Genomic DNA, 14,770 nt, shown 5'->3' with positions numbered 1-14,770 from the left:
AGCCCCGGAATGACGGCGACAACGTTCAGATCTAACACCTAACAACAACGGGACTCCGCCCATGAATTTCGATTTCTCCGACGATCAGAAGCAACTGCGTGATCAAGCGCGGCGGTTTCTTGCCGAGAAGTGCTCGCCGAAGGCGGTGCGTGCGGTGCTCGAAGGCAAGGCGGATTACGACCGCGAGCTGTGGAAGGGCCTCGCCGAGATGGGCTTCCTCGGCGTCGCGATTCCGGAGGAATACGGCGGGACCGGTGCGGGCCATCTCGAGCTCTGCGTGATCGCCGAAGAGCTCGGCCGCGCGCTGGCGCCGGTGCCGTTCTCGTCGACCGTGTACCTGGCCGCCGAAGCGCTGCTGCTCGCCGGCTCGGAAGAGCAGAAGCAGAAGTGGCTGCCGAAGATCTCCTCGGGCGAGGCGATCGGCACGCTGGCGCTGTTCGAAGGCACCGGCAATCCGTCGCCGGCCGCAGTCAAGCTGGCGGTGTCGAACGGCACGCTCACCGGCACCAAGAAACCGGTCGCCGACGGCGCGATCGCCGACTTCGCGATCGTCGCGGCGCGCACCGGCACCAGCGGCCGCGAAACCGACGTCTCGCTGTTCCTGGTCGACCTCAAGGCCGGCGGCGTCACCGCCAAGGCTTTGCAGAACGTCGATCCGTCGCGGCAGCAGGCCGAGCTCACCTTCGCCGGCGCCAAGGCGGAGCCGCTCGGTGCGGCCAATGAAGGCTGGAGCATCCTGTCGCGTGTGATGGACCGCGCCGCGGTGCTGATCGCGTTCGAACAGGTCGGCGGCGCCGACCGCGCGCTGGAGATGGGCCGCGACTACGCGCTCGACCGCATCGCCTTCGGCCGGCAGATCGGATCGTTCCAGGCGATCAAGCACATCCTCGCCGACATGTACGTCTCGGCGACGCTGGCGCGCTCGAACTCCTATTACGGCGCCTGGGCGCTCTCGACCGATGCGGCCGAGCTGCCCGAGGCCGCGGCCTCGGCGCGGATCAGCGCCACCCAGGCGTTCCAGCACTGCGCCAAGCAGAACATCCAGGTGCACGGCGGCATGGGCTTCACCTGGGAGTTCGACTGCCATCTGTACTATCGCCGCGCCAACGCGCTGGCGCTCAGCCTCGGCAGCCAGTCGTATTGGGAAGATCAACTGATCGACCGGATGCGCCAGAAGAACGCGGCGTAACAACGGCTCCGTAGGATGGGTTGAGCGCCAGCGAAACCCATCTTCCGCCTTCACTTCGTCGATGGGTTTCGCTTCGCTCAACCCATCCTACGAGGACGCTTTCGAGGATGCCCCGATGAACTTCGACGATACCCCGCAGGAAGCCGAATTCCGCGCCCAGGCGCGCGCCTGGATCGACGCCAATGCGCCGAAGCAATACGAGGACGAGCTGCGCAAAGCGTCGCTCGGCCGCGTCGTCTTGAAGAACGCCAACATCCTCGACGTCGCCAAGGCGTGGCAGAAGAAGAAGGCCGACGCCGGCTGGGCCGTGCCGCACTGGCCGAAGGAATATGGCGGCCGGGGCGCCTCGCCGATCGAGCGCGTGATCTGGCAGCAGGAAGAGGGCGTGTTCGGCAAGCTCACCGCGATGTTCATCATCGGCCAGGGCATGTGCGGCCCGACCATGATGGCCTACGCCTCGGAAGAGCAGAAGCGGCACTATCTGCCGCCGCTCGGCTCCGGCGAAGAGGTGTGGTGCCAGCTGTTCTCCGAGCCGGCCGGCGGCTCCGACGTCGCGGGCCTGCGCACCCGCGCCGAGAAGGACGGCGACGACTGGATCGTCAACGGCCAGAAGATCTGGACCTCGGGCGCGCACTACTCGGACTACGGCATCCTGATCACCCGCACCGACCCGACCGTGCCCAAGCACAAAGGTCTGACGATGTTCTTCCTCGACATGAAGAGCGCAGGCGTCGAGGTGCGGCCGATCAAGCAGGCCAACGGCAATTCCGACTTCAACGAGGTGTACTTCACCAACGTGCGAATCCCGGACAGCCAGCGGCTCGGCGCCGTCGGCGACGGCTGGAACGTGTCGCTGACGACGCTGATGAACGAGCGGATGTCGATCGGCGCCAATGTCGCGACCGGCTTCCCGGAACTGTTCGACTACTGCAACTCGCTGACGCTCGACGGCGCCCCGGCGCTCGACGATCGCGCGGTGCGGAGCAAGCTGGCGAACTGGGCGGTGAAGGCCAGCGGTCTGCGCTACACCTCGTTCCGCTCGATCTCGGCGCTGTCGAAGGGCCAGCGCCCGGGCCCGGAGAACTCGATCGGCAAGCTGGTCGCAGGCTCGATGATCCAGGAGGTCGCGATGTACGCGATCGACCTGCAGGGCGCCGCCGGCGTGCTCAGCGGCGCCGAGGACGCCGAGGTCGCCGGCCGCTTCCAGGCGATGCTGCTGCGCTCGCCGGCGACCCGGGTCGAGGGCGGCACCGACGAGATCCTGCGTAACATCATCGCCGAGCGCGTGCTCGGCCTGCCCGGCGACATCCGCGTCGACAAGGACGTGCCGTTCAACCAGATCCCGACGCGGGGGCGGGCATAGGTCGCCCCACGCACGAACCTCATCCTGAGGAGCCCGGCGCAGCCGGGCGTCTCGAAGGATGAGCCGAATAACTCATGGTTCGCGACGCGCGCGATGCGCGCTCCTCACCATGAGGGCCGACAAGAACAGAGTGACGAGAGGCTGAGATGAATTTCGACGACACCCCGCAGGAAGCCGAGTTTCGCGCCAAGGCGCGCGCGTGGATCGACGCCAACGCGCCGAAGCAGTTCGAACAGGAACTGGCGAAGTCCGGCCTCGGCCGCATCAGCCTGAAGAACGCCGACATCGTCGAGGTCGGCAAGGCGTGGCAGAAGAAGAAAGCCGACGGCGGCTTCGCCTGCCTGACCTGGCCGGCCGAATATGGCGGCCGCGGCGCCACCCCGATCGAGAAGGTGATCTGGCAGCAGGAGGAGGGCGTCTACGGCAAGCTCACCCAGCCGTTCCAGATCGGCGAGGGCATGTGCGGTCCGACCGTGATGGCCTATGGCAGCGAGGACGACAAGCGCAAGTATCTGCCCAAGCTCGCCTCCGGCGAGAACATCTGGTGCCAGCTGTTTTCGGAGCCCGCCGGCGGCTCGGACGTCGCGGGCCTGCGTACCCGCGCCGAGAAGGACGGCGACGACTGGATCATCAACGGCCAGAAGATCTGGACCTCGGGCGCGCACTATTCGGACTACGGTCTCTTGATCACCCGCACCGATCCGAACGTGCCCAAGCACAAGGGCCTCACCATGTTCTTCCTGGACATGAAGAGCCCGGGCGTCGAGGTGAAGCCGATCAAGCAGGCCAACGGCATGCAGGAATTCAACGAGGTGTTCTTCACTAACGTGCGGATTCCGGACAGCCAGCGCCTCGGCGAAGTCGGCGACGGCTGGAACGTGTCGCTGACCACGCTGATGAACGAGCGGATGTCGATCGGCGCGCGGCTCGCCACCGGCTTCCCGGAGATCTTCGCGTTCTGCAACGACCTGGTCACCGAGAACGGCCCGGCGATCGACGATCCGGCGGTGCGCAGCAAGCTGGCGAACTGGGCGGTGAAGGCCAGCGGCTTGAAATACACCTCGTATCGCTCGATCTCGGCGCTGTCGAAGGGCCAGCGGCCCGGTCCCGAGAATTCGATCGGCAAGCTGGTGGCCGGCCCGATGCTGCAGGACATCGCCGCGTTCGCGATGGATCTGGAAGGCGCCGCGGGCGTGTTCACCGATCCGGCCGAGGCCGAAGCCGGCGGCAGCTTCCAGGCGATGCTGCTCGGCTCGCCGTCGATGCGCATCGCCGGCGGCACCGACGAGATCCTGCGCAACATTATCGCCGAGCGCGTGCTCGGCCTACCCGGCGACATCCGGGTCGACAAGGACGTGCCGTTCAACAAGATCCCGACCAAGGGGCGGTGAGGCGATCATCAACCACGGGCCGTCATTCCGGGGCGCGAGCGAAAGCTCGCGAACCCGGAATCCCGAAGTTGTTCGATTGCCGGCGCCACAGTGCGTTTCAGATTCCGGGTTCGCTCACTTCGTGAGCGCCCCGGAATGACGACCATCAAGCAATGAGGCCATCATGACCGACGCCGCTGCAACTGTCGCCCCGATCGACGTCCTCGAACAGTTGATGGCGGCCCGCTACTCGTGCCGGGCGTTCAAAGCCGATCCGGTGCCGCGCGAGGTGATCGAGCGGATCCTGGCGGCGGCGCAGAAGACCGCGTCGTGGTGCAACAGCCAGCCGTGGCAGGTGGTGATCACCTCGGGCGAGGCGACGGCGAAGTTTCGCGAGGTGATCTATCCGGCGGCGGCCGGCGGCGCGCCGATGTCGGGCGATTTCGAGTTTCCGCGCGAGTATCGCGGCGTCTATCTCGACCGCCGCCGCGAGAGCGGCTTTCAGCTCTACAACGCGGTCGGCATCTCCCGCGGCGACAAGGCCGCGGCCGCTCAGCAGGCGCTGCAGAACTTCAACTTCTTCGGCGCGCCGCATGTCGCGATTATCACCACCGATGAAGCGCTCGGCGTCTATGGCGCGGTCGACTGTGGCGGCTACGTCACCTCGTTCCTGCTCGCCGCACAGGCGCTGGGAATCGCCACCGTGCCGCAGGCGGCGCTGGCGTTTCACGCCGGCGTGGTGCGCAAGCATTTCGGCCTGTCCGACGACCGCCGCGTCGTCTGCGGCATCTCGTTCGGCTACGCCGACCCTGAGCATAAGGCCAACAGCTATCGTACCAACCGTGCGGCGTTGGGCGAAGTCGCGACGTTCGTGGAGTAGCTGCTGCGCGGCCGAGTTCGAACCTCTCCCCGCGCGCGGGGAGAGGTCGGATCAGCGCGCAGCGCTGAGCCGGGTGAGGGGGCGTTTCCGCTCAGTCGAGAGTCCGCGACTCGCGTCGCCCCTCACCCCAACCCTCTCCCCGCGAGAGCGGGGCGAGGGAGTGCGCTGCCGTTGTGGCGCTGCGTCCCCTCCTGATGATCGAGCGAAAGCCGAGCACCGTCTCTCCCCGTCATTCCGGGGCGCTCGCGTCAGCGAGCGAACCCGGAATCTGATGCTTGCAATGCGCCGGAGATTCCGGGTTCGCGAGCTTTCGCTCGCGCCCCGGAATGACAACGGAGTCTGCGAAGCGTCGCCTTCAAAACCGCGGCGCGCGTTTCTCCGTGAACGCCGCGATGCCTTCCTTGATCTCGTCGCTGCGCATTGAGGCGCGGGCGCGGGCGTCGGCGGCTGGTTCGTCGAAGGCGGCGCGGGCGAATTCGTTGATGGCGCGCTTCATGCCGGCGACCGCGTTCGGCGCGTTGCCGGCCAGCGTCGTCGCCAACGCGTCGACCTCGCGGTCGAGCCGGTCCATCGGCACCATCTGGGTCAAGTATCCGATCCGCAGCATCTCGGCGGCGTCGATCCGCTGTGCGGTGAGGAACAATCGCTTGGCGTTGTCGATGCCGAGGCGCGAGACGTAGCGTTTGATGCCGCCCGGATAGTAGTGCAGCCCGAGCCTTGCGGCCGGCATGAACATCTCGGCGGTATCGACGCCGATGCGGAAGTCGCAGGCCAGCGCCAGATCGGTCGAGCCGCCATAGACCCCGCCGTTGAGTCGGCAGATCGTCGGCACCCGCAGATCCTCCAGCCGGTTGGCAACGACCTCGAACGCCGAGCCGGGGGATTCGGCCTCGACCTCGGCGGTGGCGCGCTCGGCGACCTCGCCGAGATCGAAGCCGGCCGAGAACGACCGTCCGGTGCCGGTGAGCACCAGCACCCGCACCGCGGGATCGCCGTCGATCCGCGCGAACTGATTGAGCAAGACGGCGAGATCGTCCGGCTGCAGCCGGTTGAGATGCTTCGGACGGTTCAGCCGGATGGTGGCGCGCGGCCCGTCAATGGTCAGCGCCGGCGGGCCGGCGGATTCGCTGTCGGTCATCGGCAAAATCTCCTGAAAAGCGAAGCGGGCGGCTGCCGGAGCGGGCGCCGGCCCTGCAATGGCCGCGGGAGGGCCGCGGCGGATGGTGAAAGCGGGCGGGGCAAACTGCCCGGCGGCCCGGGGGCCGTCAACACGTCGGCGCTTGGCAAGGCCGGCACCGCTCGCGTAAGCCGCGGGGGCTGTTTATAATTCCGTCCGCACCAGCGTGTAAGGCTTCGCGGTGCCCGGCGACGGTTCGCAGCGGCGCCTTGGCGTGTCCGCTGGAATCGTCGCCTTCGATCGCAAGCAACGGTGGGTCCCACATGGATATGTCTGTCATCGCGCAGAATGCCGGCATGGCGAGTAGCGTGTTCGCGACCATCTTCGTGCTCGCCACCGCCACGATGCGGACGATGATTCCCCTGCGGGTGTTCGGCATCCTCACCAACGCGTTGCTGATCGCGGTGTCGATCCCGACCCACAACTATGCGACGCTGGCGTTGCACGCGGTGCTGCTGCCGCTCAACGCCTGGCGCCTGCACCAGATGCTGCAGCTGGTGCGCGACGTGAAGAAGTCGGTCAGCAGCGACCTGTCGATGGATTGGCTGAAGCCGTTCATGACCAAACGTAAATGCGTCGCCGGCGAGGAGTTGTTCTACAAGGACGAGCCGGCCGAGGAGATGTTCTACATCGTCAGCGGCCGGTTTCGCCTGGTCGAGTCCGGGATCGAACTGCCGGTCGGCGCGATCGTCGGCGAGCTCGGCATGCTGTCACCGACCCACACCAGGACGCAGACGCTGGAATGCGTCGAATCAGGGATGGTGCTCAGCGTGAGCTATCGCCAGGTCGAAGAGCTGTACGTGCAGAATCCGGAATTCGGCTTCTACTTCCTGCGGCTCGCCAGCGCCCGGCTGTTCGAAAACATCGAGTCGCTGCAGGCGAGGCTGGCCGAGACCACGCAGCCGCCGCGGGCCGACGCCGTCGGCCGCACCGGCTGAGGACGCCGACTTGGCCGGCTACATCGACGCGTTGCGATTCACGCTCGCCGAAATGCTCGGCGAGAACGATCGCGTGGTGGTGCTGAATGCGCCCGCCGCCGCGCCGCCGTCGGTTGCGCGGGCCCTCGAAGACGCGGCGGAGCGGCTGGTGATCTATCAGGGCCGCCGCTACGCGCGGCTGTATCTCGACCGGCTGCTACGCTTCGTCGGTCGCCGCGACGTCGACGACGCGATGCTGCTGCGGATCGCCGAGCTGCTCGCGATCCGGATGGCCTATGAGGATCCGATCCGGATCGCACAGCTCACGCTGCAGGAGGCGGCGAGCGTGCCGGCCGGCCGAGGGAAGCCGCGGATCGACCACAGATGCCGGTTTCGGATCGACGAGGTGGTGGCGGCGCTGCCGGTGGTGGTGGCCGCTCCGACACTCAGAGTGCTGGACTATCTCGGCTGGCAGCACATGCCGGTGAAGATGCGCTTCAACGCCGGCGGATGGCTCGGCACCCGCAAGCTGCGGATCATCTCGTGGTTGCGGCGTTGGCGGCTGCTGTCGATTCGCTACGCCCACGAGCGCAAATGGGTCGAGCGCTGGCTGCACATGATTGACCGCAGCCTGGCGGTTCGTCCCGACGCCGCGGTTGCGGTGATCGAAAGCGCCACCATGGTCCACGGTTATGGTGACGCCTATCGCTACGGCATGGCGAATTGGACGCTGATCGTCGACGAACTGGTCAAGCCGGCGGTCAACGGCAGGTTGCCGCTGCCGGATCTTGCACAGGCGATCGCGGAAGCGCGTGCGGCCGCCACACCGGAGCGCAAGCAGACCAGCCTGAAGCGCGCGATCGAAGCCATCAAGGCAAGATGCGGCGACGTGCCGATCCAGGCCGCGGCATCGTGACGGCGGCTGTGCGAGGCTTGCCGGTATTGGCGGGTGCGGTGCGGGAAGTTCACAGGCATGGCAGCCCGGCACGCCGTCCGCCGCGTGCATTCGCTCGCCGGAAATGTCATAAAAACGCGCTGGTCGATGCCGACCGGCTGCGATGCGAAGCCTCTGCGCGGGAGGGCGGACGATCGGACTGTCGGGAGCCGGCAGCCGCCGCCATCACCGCCCGCAAGGCCCAAGCGAAGGTGCGAGCTTGATCCTTCCCGATTTGTCGTCGTCGATTGCGGTGGGCGCACTGATCTATTGGATGCTGCTCCTCACCATCAAACACGTGTTCGCGGACTTCATCTTCCAGAACAAGTGGATGGCGATGGGCAAGGATGCCAAGACCGGCTGGGCGCTGCCGCTGCTGGCGCATTGCAGCGTGCATCTGGTGATGACGACGCTGCTGATGCTGATCCTTGCGCCGCAGTTCTGGTTCATCGGCCCGATCGATTTTTTGATTCATCTGGCGATCGATCGCCTGAAGGGCTTCATCGTCGCGACCTACGACGTGACTAATCAGGATACCGTGTTTTGGTGGCTGATCGGCACCGACCAGGCGCTGCATCATCTGACCGGCTTTGGTCTGTCGATCGTAATCGCCGCCAACGTCTGATCGCCGATATTCGATCTCAGGCGCCCCTGCGCGGCGGAGCATGTGGCGGGTAGTGCGATCGTCGCGCAACCTGCGGTGCGGGTGACCGTCCTTTTGCAGGGCTCCGTCCACGGAAAACTCACACTCATTATCGATGACGCAAGCGACCGGGTAGCTTTTCGCCCGAGCACGTAGTTGTACGTGGTGGCGCATTAACCGCTGCATGACATGCGATCGAGTAGCGTACTGACGACCAATAAAGGATGCTGACCGCGCGAGAGGTCGTGGCGGAAGGAGCAGCAAGCCCGAGTCCCATGGCCCGTTATCTCGAATCCCAGCTCGACTTCATCTTCTTCTTCTACGGGCTGGCGTTCATGCTGCTCGGCGTGCTGTGCTTGGCATTCGCGCGCCGCCTCGACGATGACCATCGTCCGCTGATCCGCCTGACCGGACTGTTCGGCTGTGTTCACGGCGCCAGCGAATGGCTGGACATGATCGCGCTGATCGCGGGCGATGCCAGCGAGTTCCTGCTTGCGCGCGCGGTGCTGATGACGGCGTCGTTCGTGCTGCTGGCGGAGGCCGGCCGGCAAGGCCTGCAGTCGCGAGGCGTGCCGGTTCCCGGCCCGTGGATCCTGGTTCCGATTCTGCTGGCGATCGTCGCAGTCGGCGTCTTCGACGGTTTGCTGTCGGCCAAAGCTGCGGCGCGCTATCTGCTCGCGGCCCCGGGTGCAATTGCGGTCGGCTTCGCGCTGTTTCCGCTTCGCGACAACCATCCGGAAACCGGACGATGGCTGATGATCACGGTCGCCGCCGGGTTCATCGGCTACGGTGTCGCAGCCGGCTTGATCGTCGCGCCGGCGCCGTTCTGGCCAGCGGACGTCATCAATCAAGACGGCTTCCAACGACTCACCGGGGTTCCGGTCCAGCTCGTGCGTGGGTTGATTGCGGTGATGCTGGCGGCGCTGGCCTGGGCGGCATGGGGGCGCCGGGTGATGCAGACGCTCGCCTATCCAGGCTACTCACGCCACCTGAAGCGGCAGTTCGTCGGCGTGGTCACGACCCTGCTGACGATTCTGCTGCTGGGCTGGGCGCTGACCAACTATCTCGGCGAGATCCATCGCCAGGATGTCGAAACCGAGGCGGCCGGAGACGCGGCGCTGCTGATCAGCGGTCTGGAACGCGAGACCGCGATTGCCGATGCGCTGGTGAAGGCGTTCGCGCAGTCGCCACCGGTGCAACGGCTGCTGGGTGGCGCGCGCGGCGAAAGCCCGGATGCCGTGCGAGCGCTGCTGCAGCTCGATGCCGGCGCCGTTCACACCGTCCGCAGTTTCATCGTCGACCGCTCGGGCGCCATCGTCCTTGCCGCCGATGCCTCCGAGCAGAGCTGGCTGGGCCAACCGAATCTGCAGGAGGTGCACTGGTTCCAGCAGGCGCTTGCGGGCCGCGCGGTCCGGGAGTTCCGCGTCGATCCGCCGGAGCGCATCCGGGCGTATCTGACAGCCTATCCGATCCGCAGCGCCGAGGGATCGATCGTGGGCGTCGCGGTTTTGGAGAGTTCGCTGGAGAGTCTGGCGACGGTCATGGGCCGCTATGATCAGGCCTTCTTCGTGGTCGATGGGCGCGGCGTGGTGATCATCACCAACCAGCGCGACGAGTTGCTGCGCACGCTTTGGCCCCGCCCGGATCTGCCGCGGCAGTTGCTCAGCGAGCAGCTCGGTGAGCCGCCACGGCAACCGATGCTGGCGCACGAAGTGTTCGGCAGCGGCTGGATGGACTTCGGTGGACGGCGCAGTTACGTGCTGCGCGCGCCGATCGCCGAGACCTCCGCGTCACTGGTGCTCGCCGTTCCGGTGAAGGGCATTTTCGCCAGCCGTCTGCTCGGCATCGTGATCACGCTGCAGGTCGCGATTGCGGCGCTGTTCTACTTCTTCGGGCTGGACAGCGGCGTGCGGGATCGGTTGCAACGCCAGCTCCACGAAGAGCTGCAGTTCCGCTCTCAGGAGCTCGCGCGGCAGGCCGCGACCGATGCACTCACCGGGCTGTTCAACCGCATGACGTTCAACGAGCGGCTCGACGAGGAACTGGCGCGCTCGGAGCGCAGCGGCCGGCCGTTTTCATTGGTCCTGTTCGATATCGATCACTTCAAGGAGGTCAACGACATCTACGGTCACCCGATGGGCGATCAGGTGCTGATCCGGTTGTCGCAGACGGTGGCGGCCAGCGTGCGGCGCGCCGATCTGTTGGTGCGGTGGGGCGGCGAGGAATTCGCGCTGCTGCTCGCCGATACCGATGCTCAGGCGGCGTATGAAACGGCCAACAAGCTGCGCCTTCTCGTCGCCCACACCCTCTTTGAACAGGTCGGCACCGTCACCGCGAGTTTCGGCGTGGCCCAGGTACTTCCGGGCGACAACGCCGAAACTCTCGTTGCCCGCGCCGACAATGCGCTGTACCGCGCCAAACTCAACGGTCGCAATCGGGCCGAACTCAGCCTGCCGGTGGTTGACCCGCTGGAACTGTCGCCGACAGCATAGCGTATCGCGGTCAGGCCGAGGGCGACGAGCTGATCGGTCAGCTTCTCATGCGCTCAGTCGCGCCTCCGGCGCGGGGTCTGGCTCGCCCGGCTCGTCATGGTGGTCCGGATGCGGGGCCAGCTTGGCGTTGGTTTTCATGAATTGCTGCTGGAATGCCATGCCGTCTTCCAGCATTCGCGCCATCGCGCCGCCGAGCCAGTCCTGATATTCGCGAAAAGCGTCGAGCGGACTGGTCGCTTCGCCGATCCGCCGTGCCGTCTCCAGCGCGGCGCGGGTTCCAATCCGCCGGCGTTCGAACCAGCCGTCGGCGAATTCCTTCATGTTGTCGAGGACAGTTTCCTCACTCTCCCAGAACTTGATTCCCATCGGGGCGTAGGTCTTCGCCGCCGGCTGCATCAGATTGGGGAACAAGGTGACCGGATCAGTCATGGTACTCTCCATCATTTCCAGATGAATCAACTCACTGAACCGCGAGCCGCACGAAGGCGGCGTCCAATAGTTAAACGATTAGATGTCGGCGTCACGACGAAAACGAGCATGGTCGCAAATCGTGATCGGCGTTTAGTTCCATGCACTGGGCGCAAGGGTCAGTAGTGGTATCAGGTTGTGTAGTTAAGAGCTCATTAACAGAATGGGTCGCATCCTCACGATCGTCATCTGTTCGGGAGAATGCCGATGTGGTCCAGCCGTGAAGCTTTCGAGAACGACGCTTGCCCGGTCCGCGAGGAACTGCTGGGCCAGATGTACCGCGCCAACGAAAATGGATTGCCGCAACTCGTCGACAGTGTGTCGGGCGACGTTCGGGCGATGCTGGCGCTGTTCTGTTATCGCCGCGCTCATTTGCAGCCGCTAGCGCTCGCCGTGGCGGCGAGCTGCGACGAGCGCGATCTGATCCAGGCCGGTGGCCGCGCCGGTTCCGTGCTGTACGCGCTCGCCCACGAGCGGCGGACGCCGAACATCAGCAACTACTCGCAGCGCAAGGCGATCACGCTGTCGACCGCGCCGCTCGCCAGCTTCGCGCCGCTCGATCAGGATTCCGATGTGGAACCCGACGACTCCGAGGTGTCCGACGCGGCCAACTGATCGGCCTCGTCCCCGGCGAAACGGCTCGGCAGCGGCGGCAGACGGAACTTTCGCCGCGCCATAGCGCATTCCGGATCGCCGGGCTGGCAGTCGCGGCAGACTTCCGGGCGTAGCGTGTAGATCGTGCAGGCGGTGGCTTGCCCGATCACACCGCTCAGCGCAGCACAGCGATCCGCCTCGCACCGCATCCCCGACAGCCGCGCATTGACCAGCGCCGCCGGAATGGCGTCGAGCGCGTCATCGTCCTCGATCGTAAAGCGCGGCCAGTTCGCCGAATAGCCGCAGCAGGCGCCGCAGGTTTGGCAGGTGTTGCCGTTGATCGGGGCGAGGGCGGTCATCGGCCCTGTTTATCCCGGCCCGGCCGCGCGCGAAACCGCCGGACGCGGGCAAATCGTCCGGTGCGCCGTTATTCCTTCGCCTGGGTGGCGGCGGCGAGCAGCGCCTCCAGTTCGGCGATCCGGATGTCGCGGGTGGTGATCGCCGCGGCGACGTCGGCCGCATCGAATTTTTGCGGGATGTGCTGCGGGCAGTTGCTGTCCCAGGCCGCGACCTCGAACAGGATCGCCTGTTCGGGCCTTGCCTTGTAGCCCTTCGGCATCAGCCGGGCGATCAGCTCCGGATCGTCCTCGATCACACGGCCGCGGCCCCAGATCTTGATGCGGCGGCGGTGCGCATAATCGATCACGAACAGATAGGCCTTCGGGTTCTCGGCGAGATTGCCCTGGGTGATGAACTGCTGATTGCCCTTGAAGTCGGCGAATCCGATGGTGTGGGCGTCGAGCACGTTCAGGAAGCCCGCCGGTCCGCCGCGATGCTGGATATAAGGCTGTCCGTCTGCGCTGGCGGTGGCGAGCAGCACGCTGGTCTGGGCGTGGAGGAAGGCGGCGAGGTTGTCGTCGATCGTGGTGGCCCAGCCGCCACTCCGTTCGACGCGGGCATAGGACTCGCGCGATCCCTTGCGCGCCTGGATCGCCTTGACGGCCGGGGTGAAGGCGATGTCGCTGGAAACCTGCTGGGCTTCGGTCATGAGACCCTCCTGCTCGATGGCTTCCCGACAGATCGTCCCTTCCTCGGCGCAGAACAATCAGTTGATTTGACACTTCATTGTTGCCCCATTTGAAATGATGCTATGGACCGTTTCGACACCATGAGCGCCTTCGTGGCCGTCGCCGATATGCAGGGCTTCGCCCCGGCTGCGCGGAAGCTTGGGCTGTCGCCGTCCGCGGTGACGCGGATGGTCGCGACGCTGGAACAGCGGCTCGGCACCAGGCTGCTGCAGCGGACCACGCGCTCGGTCGCCCTCACCGACACCGGCGCGCGCTATCTGGAGCGCGTGCGGCGGGTGCTCGCCGATCTCGAAGAGGCCGAGGCGTCAGCCGCGGCCGAGCGCGTCACGCCGTCGGGACGGCTGGTGGTGTCGGCGCCGGTCGGTTTCGGCCGGCGCTATGTCGCCCCGCTGCTGTCGGATTATCTGCGGCGCTATCCGGACGTTGCCGGCGAATTGCGGCTGTCGGACCTGATGATCAATCTGGTCGAGGACGGCGTCGATTGCGCGGTCCGGATCGGGCATCTGTCGGATTCCAGTCTGGTGGCGCGGCAGCTCGGCGCGATGCGGCGGATCGTAGTGGCGTCGCCGGCCTATCTGGCGGCGCGCGGCGTGCCGGTGACGCCGGCCGAGATCGCTGCCCACGACGTCGTGCATTTCGGCCAGACCGGTGCGCCGGTGGACTGGCGGTTCGTGGTCGATGGCCGTGACGTCCGGGTGCCGTGCGTGCCGCGCCTCGTCAGCAATGTCGCCGATGTCGCAATTCTCGATGCCGAGCGGGGCGGCGGGCTCGCACGCGTGCTGGCCTATCAGGCCGCGGACGCGATCGCGGCGGGGCGGCTGCAGATCGTGCTCGCCGACTACGAAGTGCCGCCGTTGCCGATCGCGATCGTGTATCCGACCGCGCGGCTGCTGTCCGCCAAGGTACGGGCCTTCATTGATCTTGCGGTGGAGACGGCGGACTGGCAGTTCGGCGGCAATGTGAAGGGGAGCAGCGCGTGATGGCGGATCTGTTCGACAGTCTCGATGCGCCGCTGCCGCGCCGCGAGGACATCGCGCCCGGCGCTGCGCTGCTGCGCGGCTTTGCCCGCGACACCGAGCATGACGTGCTCGCTGCGATCGACGCCGTTGTCACACGCGCGCCGTTCCGCCACATGATGACGCCGGGCGGCCACACCATGAGCGTGGCGATGACGAGCTGCGGCACCGCCGGCTGGATCACCGACCGCCGCGGCTATCGCTATTCGCCGACCGATCCCGACAGCGCGGCGCCGTGGCCGGAGATGCCCGCGGTGCTGCGCGATCTGGCGCAGCGCGCCGCCATTGAGGCCGGCTTTGCCGGCTTCGATCCCGACGCCTGCCTGATCAACCGGTATGTCCCCGGCGCCAAGATGGCGCTGCACCAGGACAAGGACGAGGCCGACTTTTCGGCGCCGATCGTGTCGGTGTCGCTCGGCCTGCCGGCGACCTTCCAGTTCGGCGGAATGAACCGCCGCGACAAGCCGAGCAACTACCAATTGCGCCACGGCGACGTCTTCGTCTGGGGCGGCCCGTCGCGGCTGGTGTATCATGGCGTGCTGACGCTGAAGGACGGCGAGCATCCGCTGCTCGGCCGGCAGAGGGTCAATCTCACCTTCCGCAAGGCGCTGTAGCGGTGCGCGGCACAGAGGCACGGCG

At 66.4% G+C, this 14,770-nt stretch carries 15 protein-coding genes; 11 read left to right on the top strand and 4 right to left on the bottom strand.

The window, feature by feature from the left end; genetic code table 11:
* Positions 1-61: 61 nt before the first annotated feature.
* The 4 genes from DNX69_RS03140 (at position 62) to DNX69_RS03125 (ending at position 4,802) form a co-directional block, all read left to right on the top strand.
* Entirely contained in the window at positions 62-1,189 is a 1,128-nt protein-coding gene (locus tag DNX69_RS03140) for an acyl-CoA dehydrogenase family protein (protein WP_110784553.1), read from the top strand.
* A gap of 115 nt (positions 1,190-1,304) precedes the next feature.
* Positions 1,305-2,552: an acyl-CoA dehydrogenase gene (locus DNX69_RS03135; RefSeq protein ID WP_110784828.1), complete on the top strand. Its 1,248-nt coding sequence runs from the start codon at positions 1,305-1,307 to the stop codon at positions 2,550-2,552.
* Positions 2,553-2,698: 146 nt separating this feature from the next.
* The gene (locus DNX69_RS03130) at positions 2,699-3,943 is read left to right on the top strand and encodes an acyl-CoA dehydrogenase (protein WP_110784552.1); all 1,245 of its coding nucleotides are present in this window, start codon (positions 2,699-2,701) and stop codon (positions 3,941-3,943) included.
* A 163-nt stretch (positions 3,944-4,106) separates the two neighbouring features.
* Positions 4,107-4,802, top strand: a complete 696-nt coding sequence (locus DNX69_RS03125) for a nitroreductase (RefSeq protein WP_110784551.1) — start codon at positions 4,107-4,109, stop codon at positions 4,800-4,802.
* Between the two features lie 355 nt (positions 4,803-5,157).
* Here DNX69_RS03125 and DNX69_RS03115 read toward each other — a convergent pair whose 3' ends face one another.
* Entirely contained in the window at positions 5,158-5,940 is a 783-nt protein-coding gene (locus tag DNX69_RS03115) for an enoyl-CoA hydratase/isomerase family protein (protein ID WP_110784550.1), read from the bottom strand.
* A 302-nt stretch (positions 5,941-6,242) separates the two neighbouring features.
* Between DNX69_RS03115 and DNX69_RS03110 the strand changes: the two genes are divergently transcribed.
* From DNX69_RS03110 to DNX69_RS03095, 4 genes are all read left to right on the top strand, one after another.
* On the top strand, positions 6,243-6,917 hold the full coding sequence (locus DNX69_RS03110; RefSeq protein WP_110784549.1) for a Crp/Fnr family transcriptional regulator: 675 nt from the start codon (positions 6,243-6,245) through the stop codon (positions 6,915-6,917).
* A 10-nt stretch (positions 6,918-6,927) separates the two neighbouring features.
* Positions 6,928-7,812: a DUF6537 domain-containing protein gene (locus tag DNX69_RS03105; protein WP_110784548.1), complete on the top strand. Its 885-nt coding sequence runs from the start codon at positions 6,928-6,930 to the stop codon at positions 7,810-7,812.
* A 238-nt stretch (positions 7,813-8,050) separates the two neighbouring features.
* Entirely contained in the window at positions 8,051-8,455 is a 405-nt protein-coding gene (locus DNX69_RS03100) for a DUF3307 domain-containing protein (protein WP_110784547.1), read from the top strand.
* Positions 8,456-8,748: 293 nt separating this feature from the next.
* Positions 8,749-10,965, top strand: a complete 2,217-nt coding sequence (locus DNX69_RS03095; RefSeq protein ID WP_110784827.1) for a sensor domain-containing diguanylate cyclase — start codon at positions 8,749-8,751, stop codon at positions 10,963-10,965.
* 45 nt (positions 10,966-11,010) lie between these two features.
* Here the strand turns inward: DNX69_RS03095 and DNX69_RS03090 are convergent, their stop codons facing one another.
* Positions 11,011-11,394, bottom strand: coding sequence for a hypothetical protein (locus DNX69_RS03090; protein WP_110784826.1), 384 nt, complete (start codon positions 11,392-11,394; stop codon positions 11,011-11,013).
* 246 nt (positions 11,395-11,640) lie between these two features.
* Here DNX69_RS03090 and DNX69_RS03085 point away from each other — a divergent pair, with 246 nt between their 5' ends.
* Positions 11,641-12,048: a hypothetical protein gene (locus tag DNX69_RS03085; protein ID WP_110784825.1), complete on the top strand. Its 408-nt coding sequence runs from the start codon at positions 11,641-11,643 to the stop codon at positions 12,046-12,048.
* On the opposite strand, the gene DNX69_RS03080 is transcribed toward DNX69_RS03085, so the two are convergent.
* Together DNX69_RS03080 and DNX69_RS03075 are read right to left on the bottom strand one after the other, a co-directional pair.
* A complete protein-coding gene (locus tag DNX69_RS03080) occupies positions 11,994-12,386 on the bottom strand; it encodes a YkgJ family cysteine cluster protein (protein WP_110784546.1) in 393 nt (130 codons plus the stop codon). The two genes, DNX69_RS03085 and DNX69_RS03080, sit on opposite strands and share 55 nt — an antisense overlap.
* Positions 12,387-12,454: 68 nt before the next feature.
* Complete coding sequence (locus DNX69_RS03075) at positions 12,455-13,075, bottom strand: pyridoxamine 5'-phosphate oxidase family protein (RefSeq protein ID WP_110784545.1); 621 nt, start codon at positions 13,073-13,075, stop codon at positions 12,455-12,457.
* Positions 13,076-13,177: 102 nt separating this feature from the next.
* On the opposite strand from DNX69_RS03075, the gene DNX69_RS03070 reads away from it, so the two are divergent.
* Together DNX69_RS03070 and alkB are read left to right on the top strand one after the other, a co-directional pair.
* Positions 13,178-14,095, top strand: a complete 918-nt coding sequence (locus tag DNX69_RS03070) for a LysR family transcriptional regulator (RefSeq protein WP_110784544.1) — start codon at positions 13,178-13,180, stop codon at positions 14,093-14,095.
* Positions 14,092-14,745: a DNA oxidative demethylase AlkB gene (alkB, locus tag DNX69_RS03065; protein ID WP_110784543.1), complete on the top strand. Its 654-nt coding sequence runs from the start codon at positions 14,092-14,094 to the stop codon at positions 14,743-14,745. Before DNX69_RS03070 ends, alkB begins: the two co-directional genes overlap by 4 nt.
* The last annotated feature ends 25 nt before the right edge of the window (positions 14,746-14,770 follow it).

The organism is Rhodopseudomonas palustris, from assembly GCF_003226555.1.
GTDB lineage: Bacteria > Pseudomonadota > Alphaproteobacteria > Rhizobiales > Xanthobacteraceae > Rhodopseudomonas > Rhodopseudomonas palustris_I.
The sequence above is the reverse complement of the archived record's forward strand: the minus strand, read 5'-3'. Positions and strand labels throughout refer to the sequence as shown.

What these genes read in the sequence shown, in the direction of transcription:
- DNX69_RS03140 (WP_110784553.1), top strand. Translation starts at nt 62, where the DNA reads ATGAATTTCGATTTCTCCGACGATCAGAAGCAACTGCGTGATCAAGCG.
- DNX69_RS03135 (WP_110784828.1), top strand. Translation starts at nt 1,305, where the DNA reads ATGAACTTCGACGATACCCCGCAGGAAGCCGAATTCCGCGCCCAGGCG.
- DNX69_RS03130 (WP_110784552.1), top strand. Translation starts at nt 2,699, where the DNA reads ATGAATTTCGACGACACCCCGCAGGAAGCCGAGTTTCGCGCCAAGGCG.
- DNX69_RS03125 (WP_110784551.1), top strand. Translation starts at nt 4,107, where the DNA reads ATGACCGACGCCGCTGCAACTGTCGCCCCGATCGACGTCCTCGAACAG.
- DNX69_RS03115 (WP_110784550.1), bottom strand. Translation starts at nt 5,940, where the DNA reads ATGACCGACAGCGAATCCGCCGGCCCGCCGGCGCTGACCATTGACGGG.
- DNX69_RS03110 (WP_110784549.1), top strand. Translation starts at nt 6,243, where the DNA reads ATGGATATGTCTGTCATCGCGCAGAATGCCGGCATGGCGAGTAGCGTG.
- DNX69_RS03095 (WP_110784827.1), top strand. Translation starts at nt 8,749, where the DNA reads ATGGCCCGTTATCTCGAATCCCAGCTCGACTTCATCTTCTTCTTCTAC.
- DNX69_RS03090 (WP_110784826.1), bottom strand. Translation starts at nt 11,394, where the DNA reads ATGACTGATCCGGTCACCTTGTTCCCCAATCTGATGCAGCCGGCGGCG.
- DNX69_RS03085 (WP_110784825.1), top strand. Translation starts at nt 11,641, where the DNA reads ATGTGGTCCAGCCGTGAAGCTTTCGAGAACGACGCTTGCCCGGTCCGC.
- DNX69_RS03080 (WP_110784546.1), bottom strand. Translation starts at nt 12,386, where the DNA reads ATGACCGCCCTCGCCCCGATCAACGGCAACACCTGCCAAACCTGCGGC.
- DNX69_RS03075 (WP_110784545.1), bottom strand. Translation starts at nt 13,075, where the DNA reads ATGACCGAAGCCCAGCAGGTTTCCAGCGACATCGCCTTCACCCCGGCC.
- DNX69_RS03070 (WP_110784544.1), top strand. Translation starts at nt 13,178, where the DNA reads ATGGACCGTTTCGACACCATGAGCGCCTTCGTGGCCGTCGCCGATATG.